The organism is Salmonella sp. 32120201201600049SM (assembly GCF_017572835.1).
In the GTDB taxonomy this organism is placed as follows: domain Bacteria; phylum Pseudomonadota; class Gammaproteobacteria; order Enterobacterales; family Enterobacteriaceae; genus Salmonella; species Salmonella enterica.
The window spans coordinates 164,454-188,532 of the sequence record NZ_JAGESA010000004.1; the positions used below are offsets into that span (position 1 = coordinate 164,454).

At 50.4% G+C, this 24,079-nt stretch carries 20 protein-coding genes; 14 read left to right on the plus strand and 6 right to left on the minus strand.

Annotation, left to right across the window (positions count from 1 at the left end):
- Positions 1-55: 55 nt before the first annotated feature.
- On the minus strand, positions 56-1,486 hold the full coding sequence (locus tag J4650_RS11455; RefSeq protein ID WP_023238147.1) for a sodium:alanine symporter family protein: 1,431 nt from the start codon (positions 1,484-1,486) through the stop codon (positions 56-58).
- Between the two features lie 268 nt (positions 1,487-1,754).
- Here J4650_RS11455 and tal point away from each other — a divergent pair, with 268 nt between their 5' ends.
- Both tal and mog read left to right on the plus strand, forming a co-directional pair.
- Positions 1,755-2,708, plus strand: a complete 954-nt coding sequence (gene tal, locus J4650_RS11460) for a transaldolase (RefSeq protein WP_000130175.1) — start codon at positions 1,755-1,757, stop codon at positions 2,706-2,708.
- Between the two features lie 110 nt (positions 2,709-2,818).
- Positions 2,819-3,409 carry a molybdopterin adenylyltransferase gene (gene mog, locus J4650_RS11465; protein WP_000380372.1) on the plus strand — a complete coding sequence of 197 codons (591 nt, stop codon included), beginning with the start codon at positions 2,819-2,821 and terminating at the stop codon, positions 3,407-3,409.
- Between the two features lie 56 nt (positions 3,410-3,465).
- Here mog and satP read toward each other — a convergent pair whose 3' ends face one another.
- The 3 genes from satP to J4650_RS11480 form a co-directional block, all read right to left on the minus strand.
- Positions 3,466-4,032: an acetate uptake transporter gene (satP, locus tag J4650_RS11470; protein ID WP_000528527.1), complete on the minus strand. Its 567-nt coding sequence runs from the start codon at positions 4,030-4,032 to the stop codon at positions 3,466-3,468.
- Positions 4,033-4,181: 149 nt separating this feature from the next.
- Positions 4,182-4,895, minus strand: a complete 714-nt coding sequence (gene msyB, locus J4650_RS11475; RefSeq protein ID WP_001103477.1) for an acidic protein MsyB — start codon at positions 4,893-4,895, stop codon at positions 4,182-4,184.
- 35 nt (positions 4,896-4,930) lie between these two features.
- Positions 4,931-5,335 (minus strand): DUF2541 family protein, encoded by a 405-nt coding sequence (locus J4650_RS11480; RefSeq protein WP_001258086.1) that lies wholly within the window; start codon positions 5,333-5,335, stop codon positions 4,931-4,933.
- A 347-nt stretch (positions 5,336-5,682) separates the two neighbouring features.
- Between J4650_RS11480 and dnaK the strand changes: the two genes are divergently transcribed.
- The 4 genes from dnaK (at position 5,683) to J4650_RS11500 (ending at position 10,523) form a co-directional block, all read left to right on the plus strand.
- On the plus strand, positions 5,683-7,599 hold the full coding sequence (gene dnaK / locus J4650_RS11485; RefSeq protein WP_000516126.1) for a molecular chaperone DnaK: 1,917 nt from the start codon (positions 5,683-5,685) through the stop codon (positions 7,597-7,599).
- A gap of 85 nt (positions 7,600-7,684) precedes the next feature.
- Positions 7,685-8,824, plus strand: a complete 1,140-nt coding sequence (gene dnaJ, locus J4650_RS11490; protein WP_001119009.1) for a molecular chaperone DnaJ — start codon at positions 7,685-7,687, stop codon at positions 8,822-8,824.
- A 280-nt stretch (positions 8,825-9,104) separates the two neighbouring features.
- Positions 9,105-10,052, plus strand: coding sequence for a LysR family transcriptional regulator (locus tag J4650_RS11495; protein WP_000534910.1), 948 nt, complete (start codon positions 9,105-9,107; stop codon positions 10,050-10,052).
- 126 nt (positions 10,053-10,178) lie between these two features.
- Complete coding sequence (locus J4650_RS11500; RefSeq protein WP_000026889.1) at positions 10,179-10,523, plus strand: phage holin family protein; 345 nt, start codon at positions 10,179-10,181, stop codon at positions 10,521-10,523.
- 60 nt (positions 10,524-10,583) lie between these two features.
- On the opposite strand, the gene J4650_RS11505 is transcribed toward J4650_RS11500, so the two are convergent.
- Both J4650_RS11505 and J4650_RS11510 read right to left on the minus strand, forming a co-directional pair.
- Complete coding sequence (locus J4650_RS11505) at positions 10,584-11,117, minus strand: glycoside hydrolase family 108 protein (protein WP_001068132.1); 534 nt, start codon at positions 11,115-11,117, stop codon at positions 10,584-10,586.
- 16 nt (positions 11,118-11,133) lie between these two features.
- Positions 11,134-11,577, minus strand: coding sequence for a transcriptional regulator (locus J4650_RS11510; protein ID WP_000860681.1), 444 nt, complete (start codon positions 11,575-11,577; stop codon positions 11,134-11,136).
- 380 nt (positions 11,578-11,957) lie between these two features.
- Between J4650_RS11510 and J4650_RS11515 the strand changes: the two genes are divergently transcribed.
- From J4650_RS11515 to J4650_RS11550, 8 genes are all read left to right on the plus strand, one after another.
- The gene (locus J4650_RS11515) at positions 11,958-14,057 is read left to right on the plus strand and encodes a glycosyl hydrolase family 18 protein (RefSeq protein ID WP_023993824.1); all 2,100 of its coding nucleotides are present in this window, start codon (positions 11,958-11,960) and stop codon (positions 14,055-14,057) included.
- 91 nt (positions 14,058-14,148) lie between these two features.
- Positions 14,149-17,145 (plus strand): hypothetical protein, encoded by a 2,997-nt coding sequence (locus tag J4650_RS11520; RefSeq protein WP_023993823.1) that lies wholly within the window; start codon positions 14,149-14,151, stop codon positions 17,143-17,145.
- Between the two features lie 279 nt (positions 17,146-17,424).
- Positions 17,425-18,129 (plus strand): winged helix-turn-helix transcriptional regulator, encoded by a 705-nt coding sequence (locus J4650_RS11525; protein WP_000738617.1) that lies wholly within the window; start codon positions 17,425-17,427, stop codon positions 18,127-18,129.
- Between the two features lie 429 nt (positions 18,130-18,558).
- A complete protein-coding gene (locus tag J4650_RS11530) occupies positions 18,559-19,101 on the plus strand; it encodes a fimbrial protein BcfA (RefSeq protein WP_000743357.1) in 543 nt (180 codons plus the stop codon).
- 100 nt (positions 19,102-19,201) lie between these two features.
- Positions 19,202-19,888, plus strand: coding sequence for a fimbrial biogenesis chaperone BcfB (bcfB, locus tag J4650_RS11535; RefSeq protein ID WP_000739906.1), 687 nt, complete (start codon positions 19,202-19,204; stop codon positions 19,886-19,888).
- Between the two features lie 4 nt (positions 19,889-19,892).
- The gene (gene bcfC / locus J4650_RS11540) at positions 19,893-22,514 is read left to right on the plus strand and encodes a fimbrial usher BcfC (RefSeq protein WP_023993822.1); all 2,622 of its coding nucleotides are present in this window, start codon (positions 19,893-19,895) and stop codon (positions 22,512-22,514) included.
- Positions 22,515-23,522: a fimbrial protein BcfD gene (locus tag J4650_RS11545; RefSeq protein WP_000701247.1), complete on the plus strand. Its 1,008-nt coding sequence runs from the start codon at positions 22,515-22,517 to the stop codon at positions 23,520-23,522. It abuts the gene before it with no gap.
- Positions 23,523-24,068 carry a fimbrial protein BcfE gene (locus tag J4650_RS11550; RefSeq protein WP_001082038.1) on the plus strand — a complete coding sequence of 182 codons (546 nt, stop codon included), beginning with the start codon at positions 23,523-23,525 and terminating at the stop codon, positions 24,066-24,068. It abuts the gene before it with no gap.
- Positions 24,069-24,079: the final 11 nt, after the last annotated feature.

The window sequence follows — 24,079 nt, forward strand, 5'->3', positions numbered from 1 at the left end:
CTGCGACTTTAGCAAAAAAACGCCGCAGAGTTGACCGATGGTTGCGATTGTCGGCTTAATCGCGCGATGCCGCATCCCAGGTATCTGGCGCCAGTTGTGGTTCGATATCCGGGAAGCGCCGCGGATCGAACTGCGGTCTTACGCCCAGTTTCCGTTGTCGCAGATAATCGCCGGCGAGGGTATACACCACCGGTGAGAGCAACAAAATCGCCGTCAGATTGGTAATAGCCATACAGGCCATGATCATGTCAGCAAGCTGCCATATCAGCGGAAAACTGATGAGCGTACCGGCGATGACCATGCCAAGCGTCGCAAGGCGTAATAGCCAGATGGCCTTTGCGTTATGTAACCGCAGAAAAAACAGATTGTTCTCGGCGTAAATATAGTTGGCGACGATAGAACTGAACGCGAACAGAATGACGATAAGCGCGACAAAACTGGCGCCCCATTCACCGGTCAACGAAACCATTGCATGTTGGAGAAGCTGAATGCCTTCTGTTGACGAATGGGACGCGTGATTCCCCGCCAGCAGGATAATCATCGCGCTGGCGGTACAGATGATAATGGTGTCGCTGAATACGCCAATCATTTGCACAATCCCCTGCGCGACAGGGTGAGGGGGATACGACGTTGCCGCTGCGGCCGCATTAGGCGTTGACCCCATTCCCGCTTCATTAGAGAACATCCCACGCTGAAAACCGCTGGTAATAGCCTGGGTGAGCGTATATCCGGCTGCGCCTGCCGCGGCTTCCTGCCAGCCAAATGCGCTTTTGACTATCGAGGCGATAACGCCAGGCATTTGCTCAATATGCCAGAGGCAAATGAATACGCTGCCGGCGACCCACAATAACGCGATGATGGGAATCAGCCATTGCATCAGGCGGGCGACGCCTTTGATGCCGCGAATGATAATTAACAGGGCACAGAACGCCAGAACAATGCCGGAGATAAGCGGCGGAATGTTGAAGGCGAAATGGAGCGCGCGTGAGACGGCATTCGCCTGCACGCTATTAAAAATCAACCCGTAGGCGACGAGCAGAAAGAGGGCGAAAACCACGCCCATCCAGCGCATTCCCAGTCCGCGCGCCATATACCACGCCGGGCCGCCGCGGAACTGGCCTGTCGGGTCACGTTCTTTATAAAGCTGGGCAAGCGAACACTCGGCGAAGGAGGTCGCCATGCCAATGATGGCCGAGACCCACATCCAGAATACCGCGCCGGGACCGCCTGCGGCGATAGCCAGCGCCACGCCGGCCAGATTACCGCTGCCAATCCGCGCCGCGAGGCTGGTACACAGCGCCTGAAATGACGTCAGGCCGCCTGGCTGCGGGCTAAGGCTGCCTTTCAGACTGCGGCTAAATTGGCGAATATAACGAAATTGAATGAATCCGGTACGCCAGGTAAACCAACATCCTGCGCCGAGCAGCAGGTAAATCATTACCGAGCCCCAGAGTATTTCGTTAATAAAACTGAAAAACTCAGGCATTAACGTCCCTCTTGTTGATGCCGGCACGCTTTGATAATCCTGTATAAGCGTGACCCATGATGTAGATGACCTTGTCAGACTAATATTAACGGCAGTTTACCATAAATACGGCGGTATCCTTTAATTGCGCATCAACCGTCGGCAGATACGCAAACAGTGCACAAGGGCAGCCAGGTGCATGTAGGCGGTTGCGCTGTGAGTGCGTCGTGTTATCATCAGGGTAGACCGGTTACATCCCCTAACAAGCTGTTTAAAGAGAAACTCTATCATGACGGACAAATTGACCTCCCTTCGTCAGTTCACCACCGTAGTGGCTGATACCGGAGATATCGCGGCAATGAAACTGTATCAGCCGCAGGATGCTACAACTAACCCTTCTCTCATTCTTAACGCAGCGCAAATCCCGGAATATCGTAAGCTGATTGACGATGCTGTCGCCTGGGCGAAACAGCAGAGCAGCGACCGCGCGCAGCAGGTTGTTGACGCGACCGATAAGCTGGCGGTGAATATTGGCCTGGAGATCCTGAAGCTGGTGCCGGGGCGTATTTCTACCGAAGTTGACGCGCGTCTGTCTTATGACACCGAAGCGTCTATCGCCAAAGCAAAACGTATCATTAAACTCTACAATGATGCGGGTATCAGCAACGATCGTATCCTGATCAAGCTGGCGTCCACCTGGCAGGGCATTCGTGCAGCCGAACAGCTGGAAAAAGAAGGCATCAACTGTAACCTGACGCTGCTGTTCTCCTTCGCGCAGGCGCGTGCGTGCGCCGAAGCGGGCGTCTACCTGATCTCGCCGTTCGTAGGTCGTATTCTTGACTGGTATAAAGCCAATACCGACAAGAAAGACTATGCGCCAGCTGAAGATCCGGGCGTGGTTTCCGTAACGGAAATCTACGAGTACTACAAACAGCATGGTTACGAAACCGTCGTTATGGGCGCAAGCTTCCGTAACGTAGGCGAAATTCTGGAGCTGGCGGGCTGCGACCGTCTGACTATCGCACCGGCATTGCTGAAAGAACTGGCGGAAAGCGAAGGGGCGATTGAGCGTAAGCTCTCTTTCTCCGGCGAAGTCAAAGCGCGCCCGGAACGCATTACCGAAGCCGAGTTCCTGTGGCAGCATCACCAGGACCCCATGGCGGTTGACAAACTGGCGGATGGTATCCGTAAGTTTGCGGTAGACCAGGAAAAACTGGAAAAAATGATCGGCGATCTGCTGTAATCATTAACGCGTGGCCCTGATATGGGTCACGCTACCTCTTCTGAAACCTGTCTGTCCTTCCCTTCGCAGTGTATCATTCTGTTTAACGAGACTGTTTAAACGGAATAATCATGGATACCTTACGTATTGGCTTAGTTTCTATCTCCGACCGCGCTTCAAGCGGCGTTTACCAGGATAAAGGCATTCCTGCGCTTGAGGAGTGGCTCGCTTCTGCGCTGACCACGCCTTTCGAGGTTCAGCGGCGCTTAATTCCTGATGAACAGGAAATTATCGAGCAAACGTTGTGTGAACTGGTTGATGAGATGAGCTGTCATCTGGTGCTGACCACTGGCGGTACCGGTCCGGCGCGTCGCGACGTCACGCCGGACGCGACCCTTGCCATCGCCGACCGTGAAATGCCAGGTTTTGGCGAGCAGATGCGCCAGATCAGCCTGCGCTTTGTGCCGACCGCCATTCTTTCCCGCCAGGTGGGCGTTATCCGTAAACAGGCGTTAATTCTTAATCTGCCTGGACAGCCAAAATCGATCAAAGAAACGCTGGAAGGCGTAAAAGCGGACGATGGCAGCGTTAGCGTGCCGGGCATTTTTGCGAGCGTGCCGTATTGCATACAGCTGCTTGACGGGCCGTATGTCGAAACCGCGCCGGAAGTGGTTGCCGCTTTCCGTCCAAAGAGCGCCAGACGTGAGAATATGTCGGACTGACCGGAAAATACTGATAGTAGGGTTATTCCTCCCGGTGCGGGAGGAATAAAAGAGATTTAGTGCGCCTCGCCGATTGGCAGAATAGTGCGGCCAAATTGCTCGTTTAGCACTTCACCCATCGCCAGATAAATAGCGCTGGCGCCGCAAACCAGACCAACCCAGCCTGCGATATGGATAGTTGCTTCGTTACCGGTGATATTGCCGACCGCCAGCAGAGCGAACAGTACGGTCAGGCTCAGGAAAACAAATTGCAGCGCGCGGGCGGCTTTCAGCGTACCGAAGAACATAAACAGCGTGAACACGCCCCACAGACCTAAATAAGCGCCGAGTAGCTGAGCGTCAGGCGCATCCGTCAGGCCCATTTTCGGCATCAGCAGGATAGCGACCAGCGTCAGCCAGAACGAACCGTAAGAGGTAAAGGCCGTTAAACCAAAGGTATTGCCTTTTTTATACTCCAGCAGACCGGCAAAAATTTGCGCGATACCGCCGTAGAAAATCCCCATCGCCAGAATAATACCGTCCAGGGCGAAAAAACCGGCATTGTGCAGGTTAAGCAGAATGGTGGTCATGCCGAAGCCCATCAGGCCCAGCGGTGCCGGATTAGCCAACTTAGTGTTGCCCATAATTCCTCAAAATCATCATAATTGAATGGTGAAATAGTTTCCCAGAATAACGAGTTCCGTATTCGGGGCGCGGCATAATAATCAGGGGGAAGAGGACTGTCTATGATCTAATAAGGGGGAAAAGAAAATATTTCCCCCTGTGAGGGCATTCACGCCTGAACGGCTGCCATCATTCGTCGCAGGCAGGCTATTTGCAACACCGCCGGAATAGTCACGCGATACGCGCTGCCGCTCATCGCTTTGACGCCGTTTAACGCCGCGCCGACCGGGCCGCCAAGACCTGCGCCGCGCAGCAATCCGTGGCCCAGGATGCTCATTGCGGCATGGGTACGCAAAATGCGGGTAAGCTGGGTGGAAAGCAGGTGGGAGACCCCTTTTGCCAGACTGCGATCTTTCATGAGCAGCGGCAGCAGTTCTTCCAGTTCAGAAACTTTGGCGTCTACGGCTTGCAGAAATTCCTGCTTATGCGCCGCGTCCATCTTCTGCCAGGTATGACGTAAAAAATGCTCCAGCAGTTGCTGTTCTATTTCAAACGTCGACATGCTTTTATCTGCTTTGAGTTTTAGCCGTTTTGCGACATCCAGCAGAATCGCGCGGTACTGTTTTCCGTGTCCGCGCAATTTGTTGGCGATACTGTCGCCGCCGTAATGCTGAAACTCGCCGGCAATGAGCTGCCAGTTACGGCGGTGTTGCTCCGGGTGACCTTCCATCGCTTTGAACAGCTCGTTATGGCTAAGAACGCTCGACAAGCGAGCTTTGCCCTTTTCGTTATGCGTCAGCAAACGGGCGAAATCGGCGAGTTGTTCTTCGCTACAATGCTGAAGAAAGTCTAAATCCTCGTCGTGTAAATAGGTGACGTTCATTTTCAGTCTGGCTTTTGGAATAGAAATAACAGCGATTAATCGTCGCCAATGACTTTAAGTCTCGCCATATCGGAAGAATTTACCGTATGGCCTGAGAAGGTAATCTTTGATACGCAGCGTTTGTTGTCGTTATCGCTATTAATATTGATCCAGCCTGTCGTCTGGCCTTCTTTGATTGAGGAAGGGACGTTCAGGCTTTGGCTGGCGCTACGCGCAGTTTTAAAATAGACGGATGCGCCGCTAAGTTCGATGTCGCCGTGATCCGCCGTGAGTTGAATGCGCTTCACGATGCGGCAGACGGGAATTTTCAGCGTGAGATCGTTCGTTTCATTTCTGGGCATGGCAATAACACCCAGTATTTTATGGTCGTTCGCGTGCGCGACGCTACTTAACGCCAGGCCGAAAAGCAGGCCGGCGGAAATCGTTAACACAGATCGCATGGAATTTCTCTTTGACGGGTTCAATAAGCAATACCGTCTATCATACTCTGCTCATGGCAACGATTCAGTTTTGTAATCTTTTCTTTTTATTACAATTTTTATGTGAATGGTATTCGTTATTTAATTTATTTCATGAATGTTTATCTGTCTGGTTTTCCATCGCGCCCTCTCGTCACTAAAAAATTTTTTCATCTCCCCCTTGATGACGTGGGTTACGACCCCATCTTGTAGTCAACCGCAGTGGTGAGTCTGAAAAAAAACGATTCAGGGTAGTTGAAACCGCACGTTTCGCCCTTATTACAGATTCACAACCACATGATGACCGAATTTTTAGTGGAGACGTTTAGATGGGTAAAATTATTGGTATCGACCTGGGTACTACCAACTCTTGTGTAGCGATTATGGATGGAACGCAGGCACGCGTGCTGGAGAACGCCGAGGGCGATCGCACTACGCCTTCTATCATTGCTTATACCCAGGATGGTGAAACTCTGGTTGGTCAGCCGGCTAAACGTCAGGCAGTGACAAACCCGCAAAACACCCTGTTTGCGATTAAACGCCTGATTGGCCGCCGCTTCCAGGACGAAGAAGTTCAACGTGACGTTTCTATCATGCCGTACAAAATCATCGGCGCCGACAACGGCGACGCATGGCTTGATGTGAAAGGTCAGAAAATGGCGCCGCCGCAGATTTCTGCCGAAGTGCTGAAGAAAATGAAGAAAACGGCTGAAGATTATCTGGGCGAACCGGTAACTGAAGCGGTTATCACCGTACCGGCTTACTTTAACGATGCGCAGCGTCAGGCTACCAAAGATGCTGGTCGTATCGCGGGGCTGGAAGTTAAACGTATCATCAACGAACCGACTGCCGCAGCGCTGGCTTACGGTCTGGATAAAGAAGTCGGCAACCGTACTATCGCGGTTTACGACCTCGGTGGTGGTACTTTCGATATCTCTATTATCGAAATCGACGAAGTTGATGGCGAAAAAACCTTTGAAGTTCTGGCAACCAACGGTGATACCCACCTGGGTGGTGAAGACTTCGATACCCGCCTGATCAACTACCTCGTTGACGAGTTTAAGAAAGATCAGGGCATTGACCTGCGTAACGATCCGCTGGCCATGCAGCGCCTGAAAGAAGCCGCAGAAAAAGCCAAAATCGAGCTGTCTTCTGCGCAGCAGACCGACGTGAACCTGCCGTACATTACCGCAGATGCCACCGGTCCGAAACACATGAACATCAAAGTGACTCGTGCGAAACTGGAAAGCCTGGTTGAAGATCTGGTGAACCGTTCTATCGAGCCGCTGAAAGTCGCACTGCAGGACGCTGGCCTGTCCGTGTCTGATATCAACGACGTGATCCTCGTCGGCGGTCAGACCCGTATGCCAATGGTGCAGAAAAAAGTGGCTGAGTTCTTTGGTAAAGAGCCGCGTAAAGACGTTAACCCGGACGAAGCTGTGGCTATCGGCGCAGCGGTACAGGGCGGCGTGTTGACCGGTGATGTGAAAGACGTACTGCTGCTGGACGTTACCCCGCTGTCTCTGGGTATCGAAACGATGGGTGGCGTGATGACTCCGCTTATCACCAAAAACACCACCATCCCGACCAAGCACAGCCAGGTGTTCTCTACTGCGGAAGACAACCAGTCTGCGGTAACCATCCATGTGCTGCAGGGTGAGCGTAAGCGTGCGTCTGATAACAAATCTCTGGGTCAATTCAACCTGGATGGCATCAACCCGGCGCCGCGCGGTATGCCGCAGATCGAAGTCACCTTCGATATCGATGCTGACGGTATCCTGCACGTCTCCGCGAAAGATAAAAACAGCGGCAAAGAGCAGAAGATCACTATCAAGGCGTCTTCTGGTCTGAACGAGGAAGAAATTCAGAAAATGGTTCGCGATGCAGAAGCGAACGCTGAATCCGACCGTAAGTTCGAAGAGCTGGTTCAGACCCGTAACCAGGGCGACCATCTGCTGCACAGCACTCGTAAGCAGGTTGAAGAAGCAGGCGATAAACTGCCGGCTGATGACAAAACCGCTATCGAGTCTGCCCTGAGCGCGCTGGAAACTGCCCTGAAAGGCGAAGATAAAGCCGCTATCGAAGCGAAAATGCAGGAACTGGCGCAGGTTTCCCAGAAATTGATGGAAATCGCTCAGCAGCAACATGCGCAGCAGCAGGCTGGCTCCGCTGACGCTTCTGCAAACAACGCGAAAGATGACGACGTTGTCGACGCTGAGTTTGAAGAAGTAAAAGATAAAAAATAATCGCCCTTTGAACGGGTAATTACTGGCACGGGCGAAGAGGTTTCCTCTCCGCCCGTGTATGCATGTTAAGGGCAGATAAAAAGAGATGGCGAAAAGAGATTACTACGAGATTTTAGGCGTTTCCAAAACAGCGGAAGAGCGTGAAATCAAAAAGGCGTATAAGCGCCTGGCCATGAAATATCATCCGGACCGCAATCAGGGGGATAAAGAGGCCGAAGCTAAGTTTAAAGAGATTAAAGAAGCCTACGAAGTGCTGACCGATGCGCAAAAACGCGCAGCCTACGATCAGTATGGTCACGCCGCGTTTGAACAAGGCGGGATGGGCGGCGGATTTGGCGGCGGCTTTAATGGCGGCGCTGATTTCAGTGATATCTTTGGTGACGTTTTTGGCGATATCTTTGGCGGCGGGCGTGGTCGCCAACGTGCGGCGCGTGGGGCTGATTTGCGTTATAACATGGATCTCACCCTGGAAGAAGCGGTGCGTGGCGTGACCAAAGAGATCCGTATTCCGACGCTGGAGGAGTGCGACGTTTGCCACGGCAGCGGCGCGAAAGCTGGTACGCAACCGCAAACCTGTCCGACCTGTCATGGTTCTGGTCAGGTACAGATGCGCCAGGGATTCTTTGCTGTACAGCAGACCTGCCCACACTGTCAGGGACGCGGTACGCTGATCAAAGATCCGTGCCATAAATGTCACGGTCATGGGCGTGTTGAAAAGAGTAAAACTCTGTCCGTTAAAATCCCGGCGGGCGTGGATACCGGCGATCGTATTCGTCTGGCAGGCGAGGGCGAAGCGGGCGAGCATGGCGCACCGGCAGGCGACTTGTACGTTCAGGTCCAGGTGAAACAACACCCTATTTTCGAGCGTGAAGGCAATAATCTTTATTGCGAAGTGCCGATCAACTTTGCGATGGCGGCGCTGGGCGGTGAAATTGAAGTGCCGACGTTAGATGGTCGCGTGATGCTGAAAGTACCGAGCGAAACACAAACGGGCAAGCTGTTCCGTATGCGCGGCAAAGGCGTGAAGTCCGTACGCGGTGGCGCGCAGGGCGATTTGCTGTGCCGTGTGGTGGTTGAAACGCCGGTCGGTCTGAGCGAAAAACAGAAGCAATTGCTAAAAGATCTTCAGGAAAGTTTTGGCGGCCCGACGGGAGAGAAAAACAGCCCGCGTTCAAAAAGCTTCTTTGACGGCGTGAAAAAATTCTTTGACGATTTGACTCGCTAATCTTTTTCCCGTTGTATTTTTCTTCAGCCCGGGTGTATATCCGGGCTTTTTTCTGCCTGTACGCGCCCAGGCTTCTGTTAAACGCATCGTATCCTCTCATTTGTTGATATTTTGTTTTTACTGATAAACAAATTGATGTTAATCAGCAGTTTTGTATACGCTTATTCTTTAAAAAAACGTGATGTGATGACATTAATGATTGCTTTTTTAGATGCTGTGAATTGATTTATCTTGAGTATTATCTATATTGCTTTTTTTAGTTTCCGGAGGCAGACAGCGAATGGGATCGAAAGGTGCCAACAAGAGCTTTGATTATAATTTAATCAAAATTCTTGACGCTGTTATTTTGTCAGGAAATGCGGCTATGGCGGCAAAAAAGTTAGGCATTACACCGGCTGCCGTTTCTCTGGCGTTAAAGCGCCTGCAGAGTTATTACCCGGAAGAACTGTTTAGCAGAGGGAAAGGCGGGCTCATCCCCACAGCTAAGGCTGTCGACATTCACCAAAATTTCAGTCAGGTGATGAAACTGGTGGATGACACATTTCTCTGTAATAGCAAAAAAGATGAAGCGTTCCAGATAACGTTATTAGGCAGTGATATTGTTGAAAGCTATTATCTTTCTCAGCTCTATAACAGCGATATATTTGACCGTATTTTGATAAATCATTTCACTGTCAGAAATATGAGTCGGGAGCATATCAGCGAACTTCTGTTTACTGCGCAAGGCGATCTGTTGATTAGTGCCGAACCTTTGCTGGAGTCCGGCATAGAGAATCAAATTATTGATAGTTTTAAATCATTTGTTTGTATCTGTAGCAGTAAACACATGCTGAGTACCCTCTCACAACTGTCGCTACATCATTTTTATTCTTCGCGTCATGCGTTATATCAGCCGGGGATGGGGGCTTCAGTGATATATCATGATAGCGAGTTATTTAAGGATGAGCTTTACTATACTGGCAGGCGTATTGTCGGCTATCGCAGTGATTCGATTAGCGGTTTGATGAGCATGATCGAACGAACCTCATTGATTGCATTGATGCCTTTGAAATTAGCGCTTTTTTATAAAAATCATCGTAAATATGACATTAAATTTATTCAGCCTCCGCCCGAACTGGCTTTGAAGTCAGTTCAGGTCTATGCATCCTGGAATAAAAATAGTAGAAATATATCGACGATTAATGAGATGGTAAGTATGTTACAAACGCTTTCCTCCTTCCGTCGCTAATACACCTCATTTTTACGCTTTGATTTAATATGGTTTTAAATGATGTGCTTTGATTTTTACCCTTCTGACAGGGCGCTTACACTCCTTGTGTTAATTATTCATTTATAATGATTTCGGAGTGTTAAAATGTCTATTCCCAACCATGTGTCGACAACGGAAGTTGTGCTATTGGAGCTAGAGATCTTACTCACTATTATTTCGATTGGCGCGTGGGGAGGCTTTGTCAGCTATCTTTTACGCAAAGATAAGACAGAATATAATAGTTCTCATGAAAGTATTAAATATTGCTTAACGCAGATCGTGATTTCCTGCTTCACCAGTTTCTTGTTAAGCGCGATTGCGATCGAAAAAGAATGCAGTTTCAACATTGTTCTGTTGGCGGCAGGCTTAGGCGGTGTTTTCGCGAGTCCGATCTTAAAGATTCTTGGGCGGCGGATTAAAAAAATTATCGAAGGTAATAATTCAGATTAATTATCATTCGCAGTATCAGGCTCATCCGTGAGCCTTTTACGCGTCTTTTTTCAGCCGGGTCTAGGTCACTCTATTCTTGATCCAGCCATAAATAAATTGTTCGTTATTGTGGTTTTTCTCAGCAACGTTTAAGTAGTACGTGCCCTGACTGCAATTGAGGGCTTTCACCAAAACGGCTTCCCCTTCCTGGCCTCGCCAGGCCAAATAATGTTCGAGAGCGGCAAGCGTCCGCGGGCCAATATTGCCATCCACATGAATATCCGGGTAGCGTTTACCTTCGTGATTAAAGACGTTCAACCAGCGTTGCAGCCACGCGCTGGGGTGGTAAGCGCCTATGTTGACTGCCGCATCGCACAGCTCGAAGGAGACTGGCCACGATAGCGTCGAGATGACGTCAAAACCTGGTTTTATCCAGTAATCCTCTTCAAGAATCGCGTAGGCTTCAGCGTGGGTCAGATCCCGCATATCGCCAGCATATCCATGCGCTCGCGCCGTGGCTTCGGTAATGCCCCAATGGGTGGCGCCGCCTTTATCTTTAGGGTTAAATACGTAACCGCCTTCAAGCGCAATAATTCCATCTATAATTGGATTCATCTTCCCTTTCCTTCGCTTAGTGAATATGCAGGTACATGAGAGAACCTAACGTTACTGAAAATACGGTCGTCAGGGCGGCGATGGTTTGCCGTACAATCTGTTTTTTTCTTCCCTTTGTTTCGCTATCCGTCGCGATAATGGCGATATCACTATTCACTTTGAGACCTTGTCTTGGAATGGTAATAAAAAGATCGTTAATACCAAGCGCTTTAAGGTCACGTCTGATTAAATAGAGAATCTGCGTTAGATTTGCATCATTAACATAGTGGCTTCGACTTCCCCATAACGCAGTGGTTATTTTTTGTCGCTCGATAATCTCCAGATGAGCATTCTCGATGATGAAACTGAGACATTTGGCTCTCATCGCAGTCATTTTAATAACCTGTGAATTTGAGACCGTCCTCAGTTCATATTTACCTTCATTGTAAATGCAATTGCTATTAATGATATAAGTTTTCATAACGTCTTCCTTTAGAAATGTACATCCTGGTTGTCTGTGGTGACTATATTGTATGAGAAATGTCTTAATCCAATAAATGTCACTGGTTTTATTGTATTGTCATTGTCTATAGCGAGTGTAATCACATTATTTCATTGTAATTAAATGATATTTAATTACATGATAAATGATATTTACTATGTTCTCACCAGAACGGAATAAGCGGGCGCTGAGAGGTGTTGTTTTCTCTTCGTTAGACGGTGTTGTTAACCTCATTTTTATGATTTTTATATCATCTAAAAAGATGATGTTTTGTGATTAGCTATTTTTTATGCCTGTAACGATTATGGACCCCGCAGAACGAGCTGCGACAATTTTGAAACGTAAAAGGAAATTTGAAAATGGCTACAAGCAAACTGATTCAAGGCGATACAATTACTGAAACTACTCATGCAGCGAATGGTTTTGACCCTGCAACAAGCGATGATAAAATAAGCTATACTTCCGCTCGTGTTGCGAAACCGGTATACAATAAATATAAAAATTCCACGACTAAACCGAAGGTATTCGGTTATTACACCGACTGGTCACAGTATGACAGCCGTCTGCAAGGCAATATGTCCCAACCGGGCCGTGGTTATGATTTAACCAAAGTTTCACCGACGGCTTATGACAAACTGATTTTTGGCTTTGTTGGCATCACCGGTTTCAGAAAAATTGATACAGAAGACCGCGATGTCGTAGCAGAAGCGGCAGCGCTGTGCGGCAAAGTGAAATATGAGCCGACCTTCCTCGACCCATGGGGCGACTTCCAGTCTTATATCAACCTCGGCTTTGATGTCAGCGGCTGGGATGTGGATCCGAAGACTGTAACTCAGTCTAACGCCAAGGGTCTGCTGGGCGCGCTGCGTGATATGCAGGCAAAAGCGAAAGCCGCAGGTCACACGCTGGCGCTCTCCATGAGTATCGGCGGCTGGAGCATGAGTAACGGGTTCCACGAAACCGCCGCTTCTGACTCTTCTCGTAAAATCTTCGCCAAAGGCGTGGTGAAACTGTTCAAACAGTTCCCGATGTTCAGCGAAGTGGATATTGACTGGGAATACCCGAACAATGAAGGGGCGGGCAACCCGTTTGGTCCGGAAGATGGCGCTAACTACGCGCTGCTGATTGCCGAACTGCGTAAACAGCTGGATTCCGCGGGTCTGAGCAATGTGAAGATCTCTATTGCCGCTTCTGCTGTCACTACTATTTTTGACTATGCGAAAGTAAAAGATCTGATGGCTGCCGGCCTGTATGGCATCAACCTGATGACCTATGACTTCTTCGGTACGCCGTGGGCGGAAACGCTGGGCCACCACACCAACCGCAAAGCGCTGGAAGAGGGCGGCTGGGCTGTCGAAACTATCGTTGATCACCTGCTGGCGGAAGGTTTCTCCGCTGACCGTATCAACATCGGTTATGCCGGCTATACCCGTAACGCTCGTCAGGTAGAAATTGAATCCCTGTCGCCGCTGAAAGGTTCTTACAACCCAGGTTCAGGCCCTACTACCGGTTCCTTCGAATCCGGCACCAGCGAATGGTATGACGTCATTTATAGCTACCTGGATCTGGAAAACCAGAAAGGCCGTAACGGTTTCAACGTTTACACCGACCAGGTCGCTGATGCTGACTACCTGTATAGCCCGGAATCCAAACTGTTTTTATCCCTGGATACGCCGCGTACTGTCAAAGCAAAAGGCGAATATGCAGCGAAACTGGGCCTGGGCGGCGTGTTTACCTGGACTATCGATCAGGACAACGGCGTGCTGGTTAACGCCGTGCGTGAAGGTCTGGGTTATGAAATCGAATCTGAAGTTATCGATATGGAACCGTTCTACTTTGAAGGTATCAATGTAGAAAAAGATGAAGAGCAGAGCGACAGCGACGACGCGCAGAAGGTCAACCACGCGCCGAAAGCGGCGATTGAACTGATGGTTGTAGGCGGATCTACGGTACAGCTGTCTGGCGCAGGTTCTTCTGATGAAGATAACGATGAGCTGTCCTTTAGCTGGGGCGTGCCTTCTCAAATCACTGTGGCAGACAAAACGGCTGAAATCATTGAGGTTGTGGTACCGGAAGTTAGCGAAAAAACAGCCTTCCAGTTCACCCTGTTTGTACGCGACTGCTACAACGAACCGTCCTCTCAACAGCGCTTTGTTCTGACGGCTGTGCCTGCGCTATCTCAGGTTCAACCGGAACCGGAAGAGGAAGAAGAGATTATCGTTCCTGTACCGGACGAGGAAGAAGATACCACGCCGGCTGAGGATGATACGCCAGCAGATGACAAAACGTCACCTTACGCGCAGTGGGATGCTTCTACCGTTTATGGCGCAAACTGGGGTTCTTTCGAAATCGTTAGCTGGAAAGGCCATAACTATCAGGTGAAATGGTGGTCTATGGGCAACCAGCCTGACCTGAACTGCGGTGTCGGCGGTGCATGGACCGATCTTGGCGCTTACTAATACACGGTATTAAGACGATGTATTGGGCTTCATGATTCAAGCCCCGGTTTACCGGGGCTTTTCTCCACCAGGGACAGAGGAAGAGTAGACCATGACCATTTCCATTCACGCCAGCGCATTTGACGTCAACAGCTGGTATCAAAAAATCACCTTAACTTTCATCAATGAGAGCGGTAATGCGGTCGATATGAACCATGCCGCAATATCATTCACGGCTTCCGGGCACATCGATCCATGGGGAAATAGCGGCGGTACGCTCAAAGGGAACCTGCCGCTTACGCTGAATGAGAGTTCGTATGGCACGCTGGAAACTAACAACATCATCATTAATAACAGCGATGCATTACTTCTTCAGCCGGGCGAACGCGGGACGCTCTCTTTCAGCCTCGCGGCGACGCAGGTGCCGGTAAAAATGTCCGCCATCACCTTGACGCTGGCGTCATCGTCATCCGAAGACGCAGAGTCTGAAACCCCATCCGATCAGGAGACGCCAGCGATACCCGCTGCAGACGAACAACCCGCCGAACCCGATGCGCCGGAAAAGGATAACGACCTTCAGGAACGCGGCCTTACGCTTAACGTTAGCGAGTTGAATACCGCGAGTTGGTATCAACGCGTCACCTTTACGCTGACCAACCTCTACGCCCAGGCGGTAGATCTCAATCAGCTTCAACTGAATTTTACGGCCAGCGCGCACCCCGATCCCTACAGTCCGTTTCAGGGAACAATGCTGGGGAATCAGGCTGTGACGCTGGCCAGCGATGGGGGATGGCCCATCGAGAAGAATACCATCACCATTAATCATGACGGCGCGCTGATGCTGGCGGCGGGGGATACCGCCGAATTACAGTGCTATCTGGCTGCCACGCAGATGCCAGTTGCCATCAGCGATTTGAGCGCGACGTTGGCCCATGACCCTGCCCGTCAGGGAAAAATTTGTGTTCATTTTCCTGCCATGACGCAGACCGTGGCGCTCAAACCGGCGATTGAGCTGCTGTTTCCTGCCGGCGAAACCCGGCGCTTTGTCGGTGAGTGGGGAGAGGTTCTGACAATAGGCGATCTTAGCGCAGGAACGTATCGGCTTACCGTACCGGTACTGGCGAATGATGAGATGCAAATCGCGCCAGTCGAGTCCTCTTTTACCGTTACGCTGCAATCCGGCGATGCCGCCGCGCAGGTCCAGGTATCCTGTCTGCCGATTGTCTATTATGCCAGCGCGCGTCTGATGATTGACGCCCCTGCGCTTGGTCATGCGAAATTGACCGTTGAGATCGCCGATGCTACGCAAGCGGATGAGCGTACCGTCACGCTGATCGCCAACCAACCGCAGTTAATCACCCGGCTACTGGCGGGGCATCATTATACGGTCAATCTGCAGCCTGCGATGATTAATAACCGCTTTATATCGGCCCCCATACAGCTTACGGGGTTTATCCCTGCTGCGGCGCAGGTTGCCGAGGTTGCTGTCGCTTACCAACAGTCAGCGCTCGACACGGCGAGTTTCGTGACGGTGGATGCCACTATACTGGGTCTGCCCGATGGCGTCGCGCCGCAGCGTTATCTGTTCAGCAGCGGTAAATATCAATACTCATTAATGCTGGAGAGCGGCAGCGATCGGCAGACGTTGGCATTACGCTTTGCGCCCGGGCTGTATGATGTTCAGACGGACGATATTTTCATCGACAGTGTGCCGTGGCGTTGTGAACAGGCCGGGCCGCTACGGTTGTTGCAAAAGGTCAACCATGTGGCGCTGGAGTTTCTGCCCGGCGTGACGCTACAGGTAAAAGGTTGGCCTGATTACCTTGCTCATGGCGGCGTGACGGTTAACGCGCCAGAGACGGTTTCTCTTTATCGCGATATACCGTTTAGCGCGTTGTTTAAATACGATGGTTTTGACGGCGGCGGCGATCCGGTTCCGGCCGCGGAGGTTGACGTGAACGGGGATGGTTTTCTGGATTACGCGACGTTACCGATCCATAAAACCGTTGCGCTGGTGCGCCAGATAGAAAAAGAAGCCGGGCGTAGCGTCATGCCGGTAATGGTCATTTATACCGCGAATGCCAGCGGCGGTAGCGCGCTGGCGGATTTACAGGATGCGCAAAAGCTACGTAACCATTTTGGTAACTTTATTACCCAGTGTCTGGCGGCGCAGTCATACAAAGATGAGACGCATCCTGTCCCGGCCACCTTTGTGCTTAATCCGGATTTTCTCGGGGCGCTACAGCAAGGACCGTATGGCTATACCGTAGTACGGCAAAAAAACAGTGTGCCGGTGAATGCCCAACTGGCGGCGGCGATACAAGCATTACCGGCGATGGCTGGCTTTATCGCGCCTTCGTTGCCGACGTTTAGCGACGATCTCTACGGCTATATTCAGGCGGTGAACTATCTTGTTCGTCAGTTTGCCCCGGATGTGGCTTTTGGCTGGCAGACGAATGTCTGGGCGACAGGAACGGCGGACTGGGTGCTGCGCGATACCGCTGATCCGGTAGCTGAAGGGCAGGCGATCGCCGGATTTATTCATGAACTGGGCGTTTACAGCGGAGAATATGCGCCGGACTTTATTGCGTTTGATAAATTTGAGCGTGACTGTTTCAGTCCTGATGCGCTTGCCCACTATGGCTGGAATGCGACATGCTGGCTTAATTACCTGGCGATGGTCAAACAGGTGACGAAAGCGCTGCTGACGCCCGCCATGCTGTGGCAAATCCCTGGCGGCCATATGCCTACAGTAGAAGAGGGCGTCAGTAAAATCAGCGCTGCGCACTTTGCATCCGGCGGAACCTTTTTTATGGGTGACGCCCGTATTGGCAGCGATCCTGACACGCTCTCTTTGCAGCTACTCAATACGGCCTTAAATAGCGCGACTTACGGCGTCCCGACCGTCGGCGACTTTTTACGTAAAGATAAAGGGTATGACTGGGGCCAGATGCAGGCGCTGAACCTACCGGACTTTAACGTCTTTTCGATCTTATGGGGCGGTGGTTCTACTATCAGTATTACGACAATCCATTCTAACGGTGAAGACGGCGGCTGGCTGGCGGATAAAATGGTAGAGTATTATGCTGCCCCTCGCTATTTCAGATAATATCACTGCTTATTTGCATTAATCTGGACTATTAGTTTGAGATTCGAAGGCGCGTGCTTTCGAATCTCTTTTCTTGCGCCCCTGACCTCTCATTCTTTATGCGTAATTCGTTATTAATTTTCTGTAATCATTTTGTATTAAGAATTGTCTTAATCTTAAAAATATTGCGTATTAGTGCCTTGTGAATACAGAAATACTGCATAGCGATGTTATTTATTATTAATTTAAGTACTTTTTGAGAGGTTATACTGTGACGCTACATTGAGTAGACAACCGTTAATGAAAAAAATGATGAACGACGCTTTTGCTAAAGATAATAATGAGAATTCATTACACTCTTTTCTTTTTTCTCAGCAGGCTAAACCTCACGCGGCAATTGATGCCTTATTTTCGGCCTTGTTGCCATTTGGTCAACCGTTTACGCTGGGTATCGGCGATGAGTTTTATTTACAGGCAAATGATGAACACTACATTGTATTACTGGAGTCAGGCGTTGTTTCTTTCTGTCATGATGACAAACGACTCCATATATCTTCATCGTTTGCGCCATCGGTCGTGGGTATGGTTGACAGCTATGGCGCTACCTATAACGTCCCCGCGCGACCGGAACACTTTTTGCTCGCAGAAACGGTTTGTACCGGTAGATTTGTTCGCCTGCCGGATTTTATAAAAATCGCCGATGAATGCGATTTGTGGCACGACGTGGCCCGTTGTCTGGCTTACCGTCTGATGGTGATGAGCGCGCGCGATCGTGAATTAGTCGGCGTCGATTCTTATCTGAAAGTTCGGGCGTTGCTGACTGAAATCTGGGCTTATCCACAGGCCTACCGGGAAAGCATTATCGTGTTGAATTTTATTCAACGGCGTACCGGGATATCGCGCAGTCGGACTATGAAGATTCTGTCTGAACTAAAAAAAGGCGGGTATATCCATATTGATAATGGGCGGCTGACGGCGCTCGGAAAACTACCAGTGGCGTATTAATGTACTATACGCAACGATATATTTACATATCTCGACTGAATTTGCCTGGTATCGTTAATAGAATGTTTTACTGAAGGTTGTTATGAAAGCTATTTTTAAAAAGTCAATATGGCTAAAGGAGATAGGCCGAACGACTGGTGTAAAGTTAATATAAAACAAGAAGTTATGTCTAGTCCTATAAAACCAAATGTCGATGATTGCAACTTGCCGTTGGCTTGCTAATAATTAATAACATCGTTATCTCATTATAACGTAAAGATTAACTCACGACGTTGAGTGGCTGTTTTATTGCCTCTGACATTTATATCAGAACAAGAAGACACTTTTTTTCGCATAAGAAAAAGTCGTGATATTGCTGTGAAGAAATATCAGCAGCCGTTTCGTTAAAAAATCTGATTACCCTCATTTTTATATTTAAAAGGAGCTTGAATGAAAAAGCCTGTACTAGCATTAATGGTCTCTGCAATTGCCTTTGGCGGAATGTTGTCCACCGCGCAAGCGGATACTACAACCGTCACTGGCGGTACGGTAAATTTTGTCGGACAGGTCGTTGACGCCGCCTGTTCTGTTTCCGCTGACTCTGTCGATCAGACCGTGACATTAGGCCAGGTTCGCGCCAGTAAATTAACCGAGGCCGGTATGGTGGCGAATCAAAAAGAAGATTTCACCATTAAACTGGAAGACTGCGATACTCAGACCAGCCAGAATGCGGCGGTGATTTTTAATGGCCAACAGGACGCAAACCAGCCGGGGTCGCTGGCGAATACCGCTGGGGCAGGTTCGGCGACGAATGTGGCATTACAACTTTATGGACCAGATGGCCAGGCGCTGAATATCGGTGAATCGTCCAGTACTGTTACCTTGAACGATGGCGAAAACGTTATTCCGCTTAGCGTGGATTATATCGCTACCGGTACGGCGACTGCCGGTAATGTTACCGCGACGGCGACATTTAGCATGGTTTATTCCTGATTCCTTATCGGGATTTTTTTCTCGTCTGTTGGGAGGCGAGAAAGGGGCGTTACGCGCGTCACTGCGCGTAACAAACCGACGGCATCAGGATATTACGCAGATGAAAAAAAACTTACCGATTTTCCTTCGATTATTGCTACTGCTGTCGGCGGCCGGCCTGTCGTTTGCCGCGCAGGCGGGAGGCATTGCGCTGGGCGCGACCAGGGTGATTTATCCGCAGGGAAGTAAGCAAACCTCCTTGCCGATTATTAATTCTTCTGCCAGCAATGTTTTTTTAATTCAGTCATGGGTCGCCAATGCCGATGGTTCACGCTCGACGGATTTTATCATTACGCCGCCTCTCTTTGTGATCCAGCCTAAAAAAGAAAATATATTACGTATTATGTATGTCGGGCCGTCATTACCGACCGATCGCGAAAGCGTATTTTATTTAAACAGTAAAGCGATACCCTCTGTCGATAAAAATAAATTGACCGGCAACTCCCTGCAAATTGCGACGCAAAGCGTGATTAAGCTATTTATTCGCCCGAAAAATCTGGCGGAGGCGCCAGCTCATGCCCCGTCGACGCTTCGCTGCCGTAACGAGCGCGGCCAGCTAACGATTACTAACCCTTCGCCGTACTACGTTTCGATGGTTGAACTGTACAGCGCGGGGAAAAAACTGCCGAATACTATGGTACCGCCGAAAGGCGCGATCACTCTCCCGGCGACGCCCGGCCAGGTATCTTTGCGCACGGTAAACGATTTTGGCGCAACGACGCCAGCACGCGTTTGTCCAGCTTCATGATGTTATGCGTAATCAGCTTTTCATGACGCGATATTACTCCAGCGTAACTAAACCCGTATTAACCCCGCTGGCGTTGGCTATCGCATTGGCGCCTGCGCCGGGGTGGGCGGAAAACTATTTCAACCCGGCATTTCTGTCTGACGACCCGTCTGCGGTGGCCGACCTATCGACCTTTTCCCGTAATGCCCAGGCGGCGGGGATGTATCGCGTTGACGTTTACCTGAACAATACGTTTCTCGCGACCAGAGACATTGCCTTCCAGGCGGTGAAGACGACGGGAAAAAGCGTGCCCACCGATGACAGCGGATTACGCGCCTGCCTGACGCCTGAAATGCTTAAAAATATGGGAGTAAACACCGGGGCGTTTCCACTGTTGGCGAAGGCGGCGGCGGGAAGTTGCCCGGATCTCGCCAGTGCGATACCGGCCGCCCGGACCCGCTTTGATTTTGCGCAGCAACGTCTCGACATTAGCATCCCGCAGGCGGCGATGGTTGCCAGCGCCAGAGGCTATATCCCACCGCAATACTGGGATGAAGGTATTAACGCGTTGCTATTGAATTACACCTTTACCGGTGCGAATAGTCAGGATCGGAGCCCAGGCGGCAGTGCGGAGAACAGCTATTTTCTTGGATTGAATAGCGGCCTTAATCTGGGGGCCTGGCGGTTACGCGACTACTCCACATGGAACGCGAATAGCGGCGATCAGAATAGCGACAGCGACTGGCAGCACATCAGTACTTATCTGGAACGTGATGTGGTCTTTTTGCAGGGAGAACTGACGGCAGGCGATAGTTATACCCCCTCCGCATTATTCGACAGCCTTCCTTTTCGCGGGCTACAACTGGCGTCTGACGACAATATGTTGCCAGACAGCATGAAGGGCTTCGCGCCGACCATTCACGGCATTGCCAGAAGCAACGCGCAAGTGACCATTCGGCAAAACGGCTACATCATCAATCAGCGCTATGTGCCGCCCGGGGCATTTACTATTAATGATCTCTATCCTACCGCCGCCAGCGGCGATTTGACTGTGGAAGTCAAAGAGTCCGACGGTTCTATTAATCGTTATAACGTGCCCTATTCCGCCGTGCCGATTCTACAACGAGAAGGGCGGCTGAAGTATGCGGCGACGGTGGCGGAGTATCGCAGCGATAGTAGTCAAAAAGAGAAGGTGAAATTCAGTCAGGCGACCTTGATATGGGGGTTACCGCATGGTTTTACGCTGTATGGCGGAACACAACTTTCCAGTCATTATCACGCGTTGGCGATCGGCAGCGGCGCAAATCTGGGCGACTGGGGCGCGGTGTCGCTGGATGTCACCCAGGCTACCAGTACGCTGGCGGATAATAACACCTACCAGGGGCAATCGCTGCGTTTCCTGTATGCCAAATCGCTTGCACAGTCAGGAACCAATTTACAGCTTATGGGCTATCGCTATTCAACCTCGGGCTTTTACACGTTGGATGATACCACGTGGAAACGGATGAGCGGCTATGACGATGACAATCGGACTGACAGCGATAAAAGCAGGCCGGAATGGGCGGATTATTACAACCTTTATTACACCAGAAGGGGGAAAGTACAACTCGATATCAATCAACAGCTAGGCGGGTTAGGATCGATTTTTATTACCGGCAGTCAGCAAAGTTATTGGCACACTGATGAAAAGGATTCTTTGTTGCAGGTGGGATACAGCGATACGCTGGCGGGGATTGCATGGAGCGTTTCTTACAACAATAACAAATCCGCAGGCGATGCGGAGCGCGATCAAATTTTCGCGCTGAATATCTCGGTGCCGCTAAGTCAATGGCTGCAACACGATGATGAAGTCACGCGCCATCACAATGTTTACGCTACCTTTAGCACCAGTACGGACAAACAGCATAACGTTACGCAGAATGCGGGCCTTAGCGGCACACTGCTGGACGAAAACAATCTTAGTTACAACATACAGCAAGGTTATCAGAATCACGGTATTGGCGAAAGCGGCGCCGCCAGTCTGGAATACGATGGCGCGAAAGGCAACGCCAACATTGGCTATAACGTTAGCGATAACGGCGATTACCAGCAGGTGAATTATGGCCTGAGCGGCGGCCTGGTGGCGCACGCGCATGGAGTGACACTAAGCCAGCCGCTGGGCAATACCAATATTTTGATTGCCGCGCCGGGCGCAGCCAACGTCGGCGTTGTCGACCAGCCGGGTATTCATACGGACGCGCGTGGCTATGCGGTGGTGCCGTATGCGACAACATATCGCCAAAACCGTATGGTGCTGGACGTTAACGCCATGGCTGATGATGTCGATATTGATGACGCGGTGACTCGCGTTGTGCCGACCGAAGGCGCGCTGGTTCTGGCCCGCTTTAAAGCGCGAGTCGGCGCGCGTGCCCTGGTAACGCTGAATCATAACGGTAAGCCTGTACCCTTTGGCGCAACGGTGACGGTGAATGATCGCCATGCGGAGGCGATTGTTGACGAAGCCGGGGAGGTCTATCTTTCCGGGTTGTCAGCGCAAGGCGTTCTGCACGTTCGCTGGGGGAACCTGCCGGATCAACAGTGCGTCGCGTCCTATCATCTCTCTTCCTCCCGTCAGATTCTGAGTCGACAACATGCGGAGTGTCATTAAATGAAAATACCTCTTTTATTTGCTCTGCTGGCGGGAAGTGTCGTATCGCAGTACGCCTTCGCAGACGTGTGTAAAAACGTTAACGGCGTGCCTTCCAGTATTAATTACGATTTAACGACCACTCTGACGGCAGAACAAAACCAGGTGGGAAAGACGGTTCAACTGGAAAAAAGCCAGGAAGTTAATGTACAGGCGGTGTGTCCCGCCGGCGCGTCGACCTATAGCCAGACTTATCGCTCCTATGTGTCGCCATATCCGGTCGTAGAAACGAGCGGTAACTGGAAATATTTAAAGCTGGACCCGGACTACCTTGAAGGCGGAATGCGAATTGAGGATTCTTCGGCGGGCGATATCTATCCGCCAATGAACAACGTTCTGATGGGATATGATGAAAATGTGAAAGCGGGTCAACCGTTTTACGTTCGTGACTCAAATCTGGAGTTTCAGCTCAAAATTGTTAAACCGTTCGTCGGCACGGTGAATATTAGTCCTAAGACTATGTTCAATGTTTATGTCATGACCGCCGCAGGCGATCCGCTGACAGATGTCGTGTACAGCATTCTTTATAGTGGAACGGTGACCGTACCGCAAAGCTGTGAAATCAACGCCGGACAAACGATTCTGGTAAATTTCGGCGCATTATACAGCGGCAATTTCAACCATGCAGGCCAAAAGCCGGAGGGGGTACGAGCGAAAAAATTCAGCGTACCGGTAAAGTGCAGCGGTCTGGATTCGCAGGTCAATTTAACAATGCGTCTTATCGCTACGCCGGATAGCCACGTTCCCCAGGCTATCGCTTCGGATAATGCCGATGTCGGCGTAGTGGTCGAAACCGATGAAGGAAACGCGCTTATCCCCAATGATGTACAGAGCGTCGCGCCTTTTATCACCGATAGCGCCGGACGCGCTAACATCACATTGCAAGCCTACCCGGTGAGTACAACAGGCGAAACGCCAGCGGAAGGGGCGTTTACCGCACTGGCCAGCCTGCGAGTGGACTTTGACTAAATGAACAGATCACACTGCGCTCTTTTTGCCATGGGACTAATGCTGTGTCCACAAATCAATGCCAGCGCTGACGACCTCGCTTATAACCTCGAATTTACCGGCACTATTGTGGCGCAAACCTGCGACATAGATATCTCCAGCCTCAGTCAAAGTATTGATTTAGGACAGTTTGCGGTTGGCGACTTTCCTTCGACAGGAACAACGACAAAATTTAAGCCCTTTAATATCAACCTCAAAAATTGTTCCCGAGGAATTGCCGGGGCGAAGATCTGGTTTACCGGCGAACCCGATCCGGACAATCCCGCGCTACTGGCGATAACCGACACCGGGATGGGAAGCGGAAACATGTTAGCAAGCGGGGTTGGGGTGGAAATTCTGAATGATGATCAGGATACCATCAGTATCAATAATGCCGACTCGGTGGTCTATCCGTTGAAAGCCGGACGCAACACGCTGTCTTTTTATATTCGCTATAAATCGACCCGGCCGACGGTCACGTCCGGGAACGCGACGGCGGTCATGTATTTCGATATGCAGTATGAATGAGGAGCCATCGT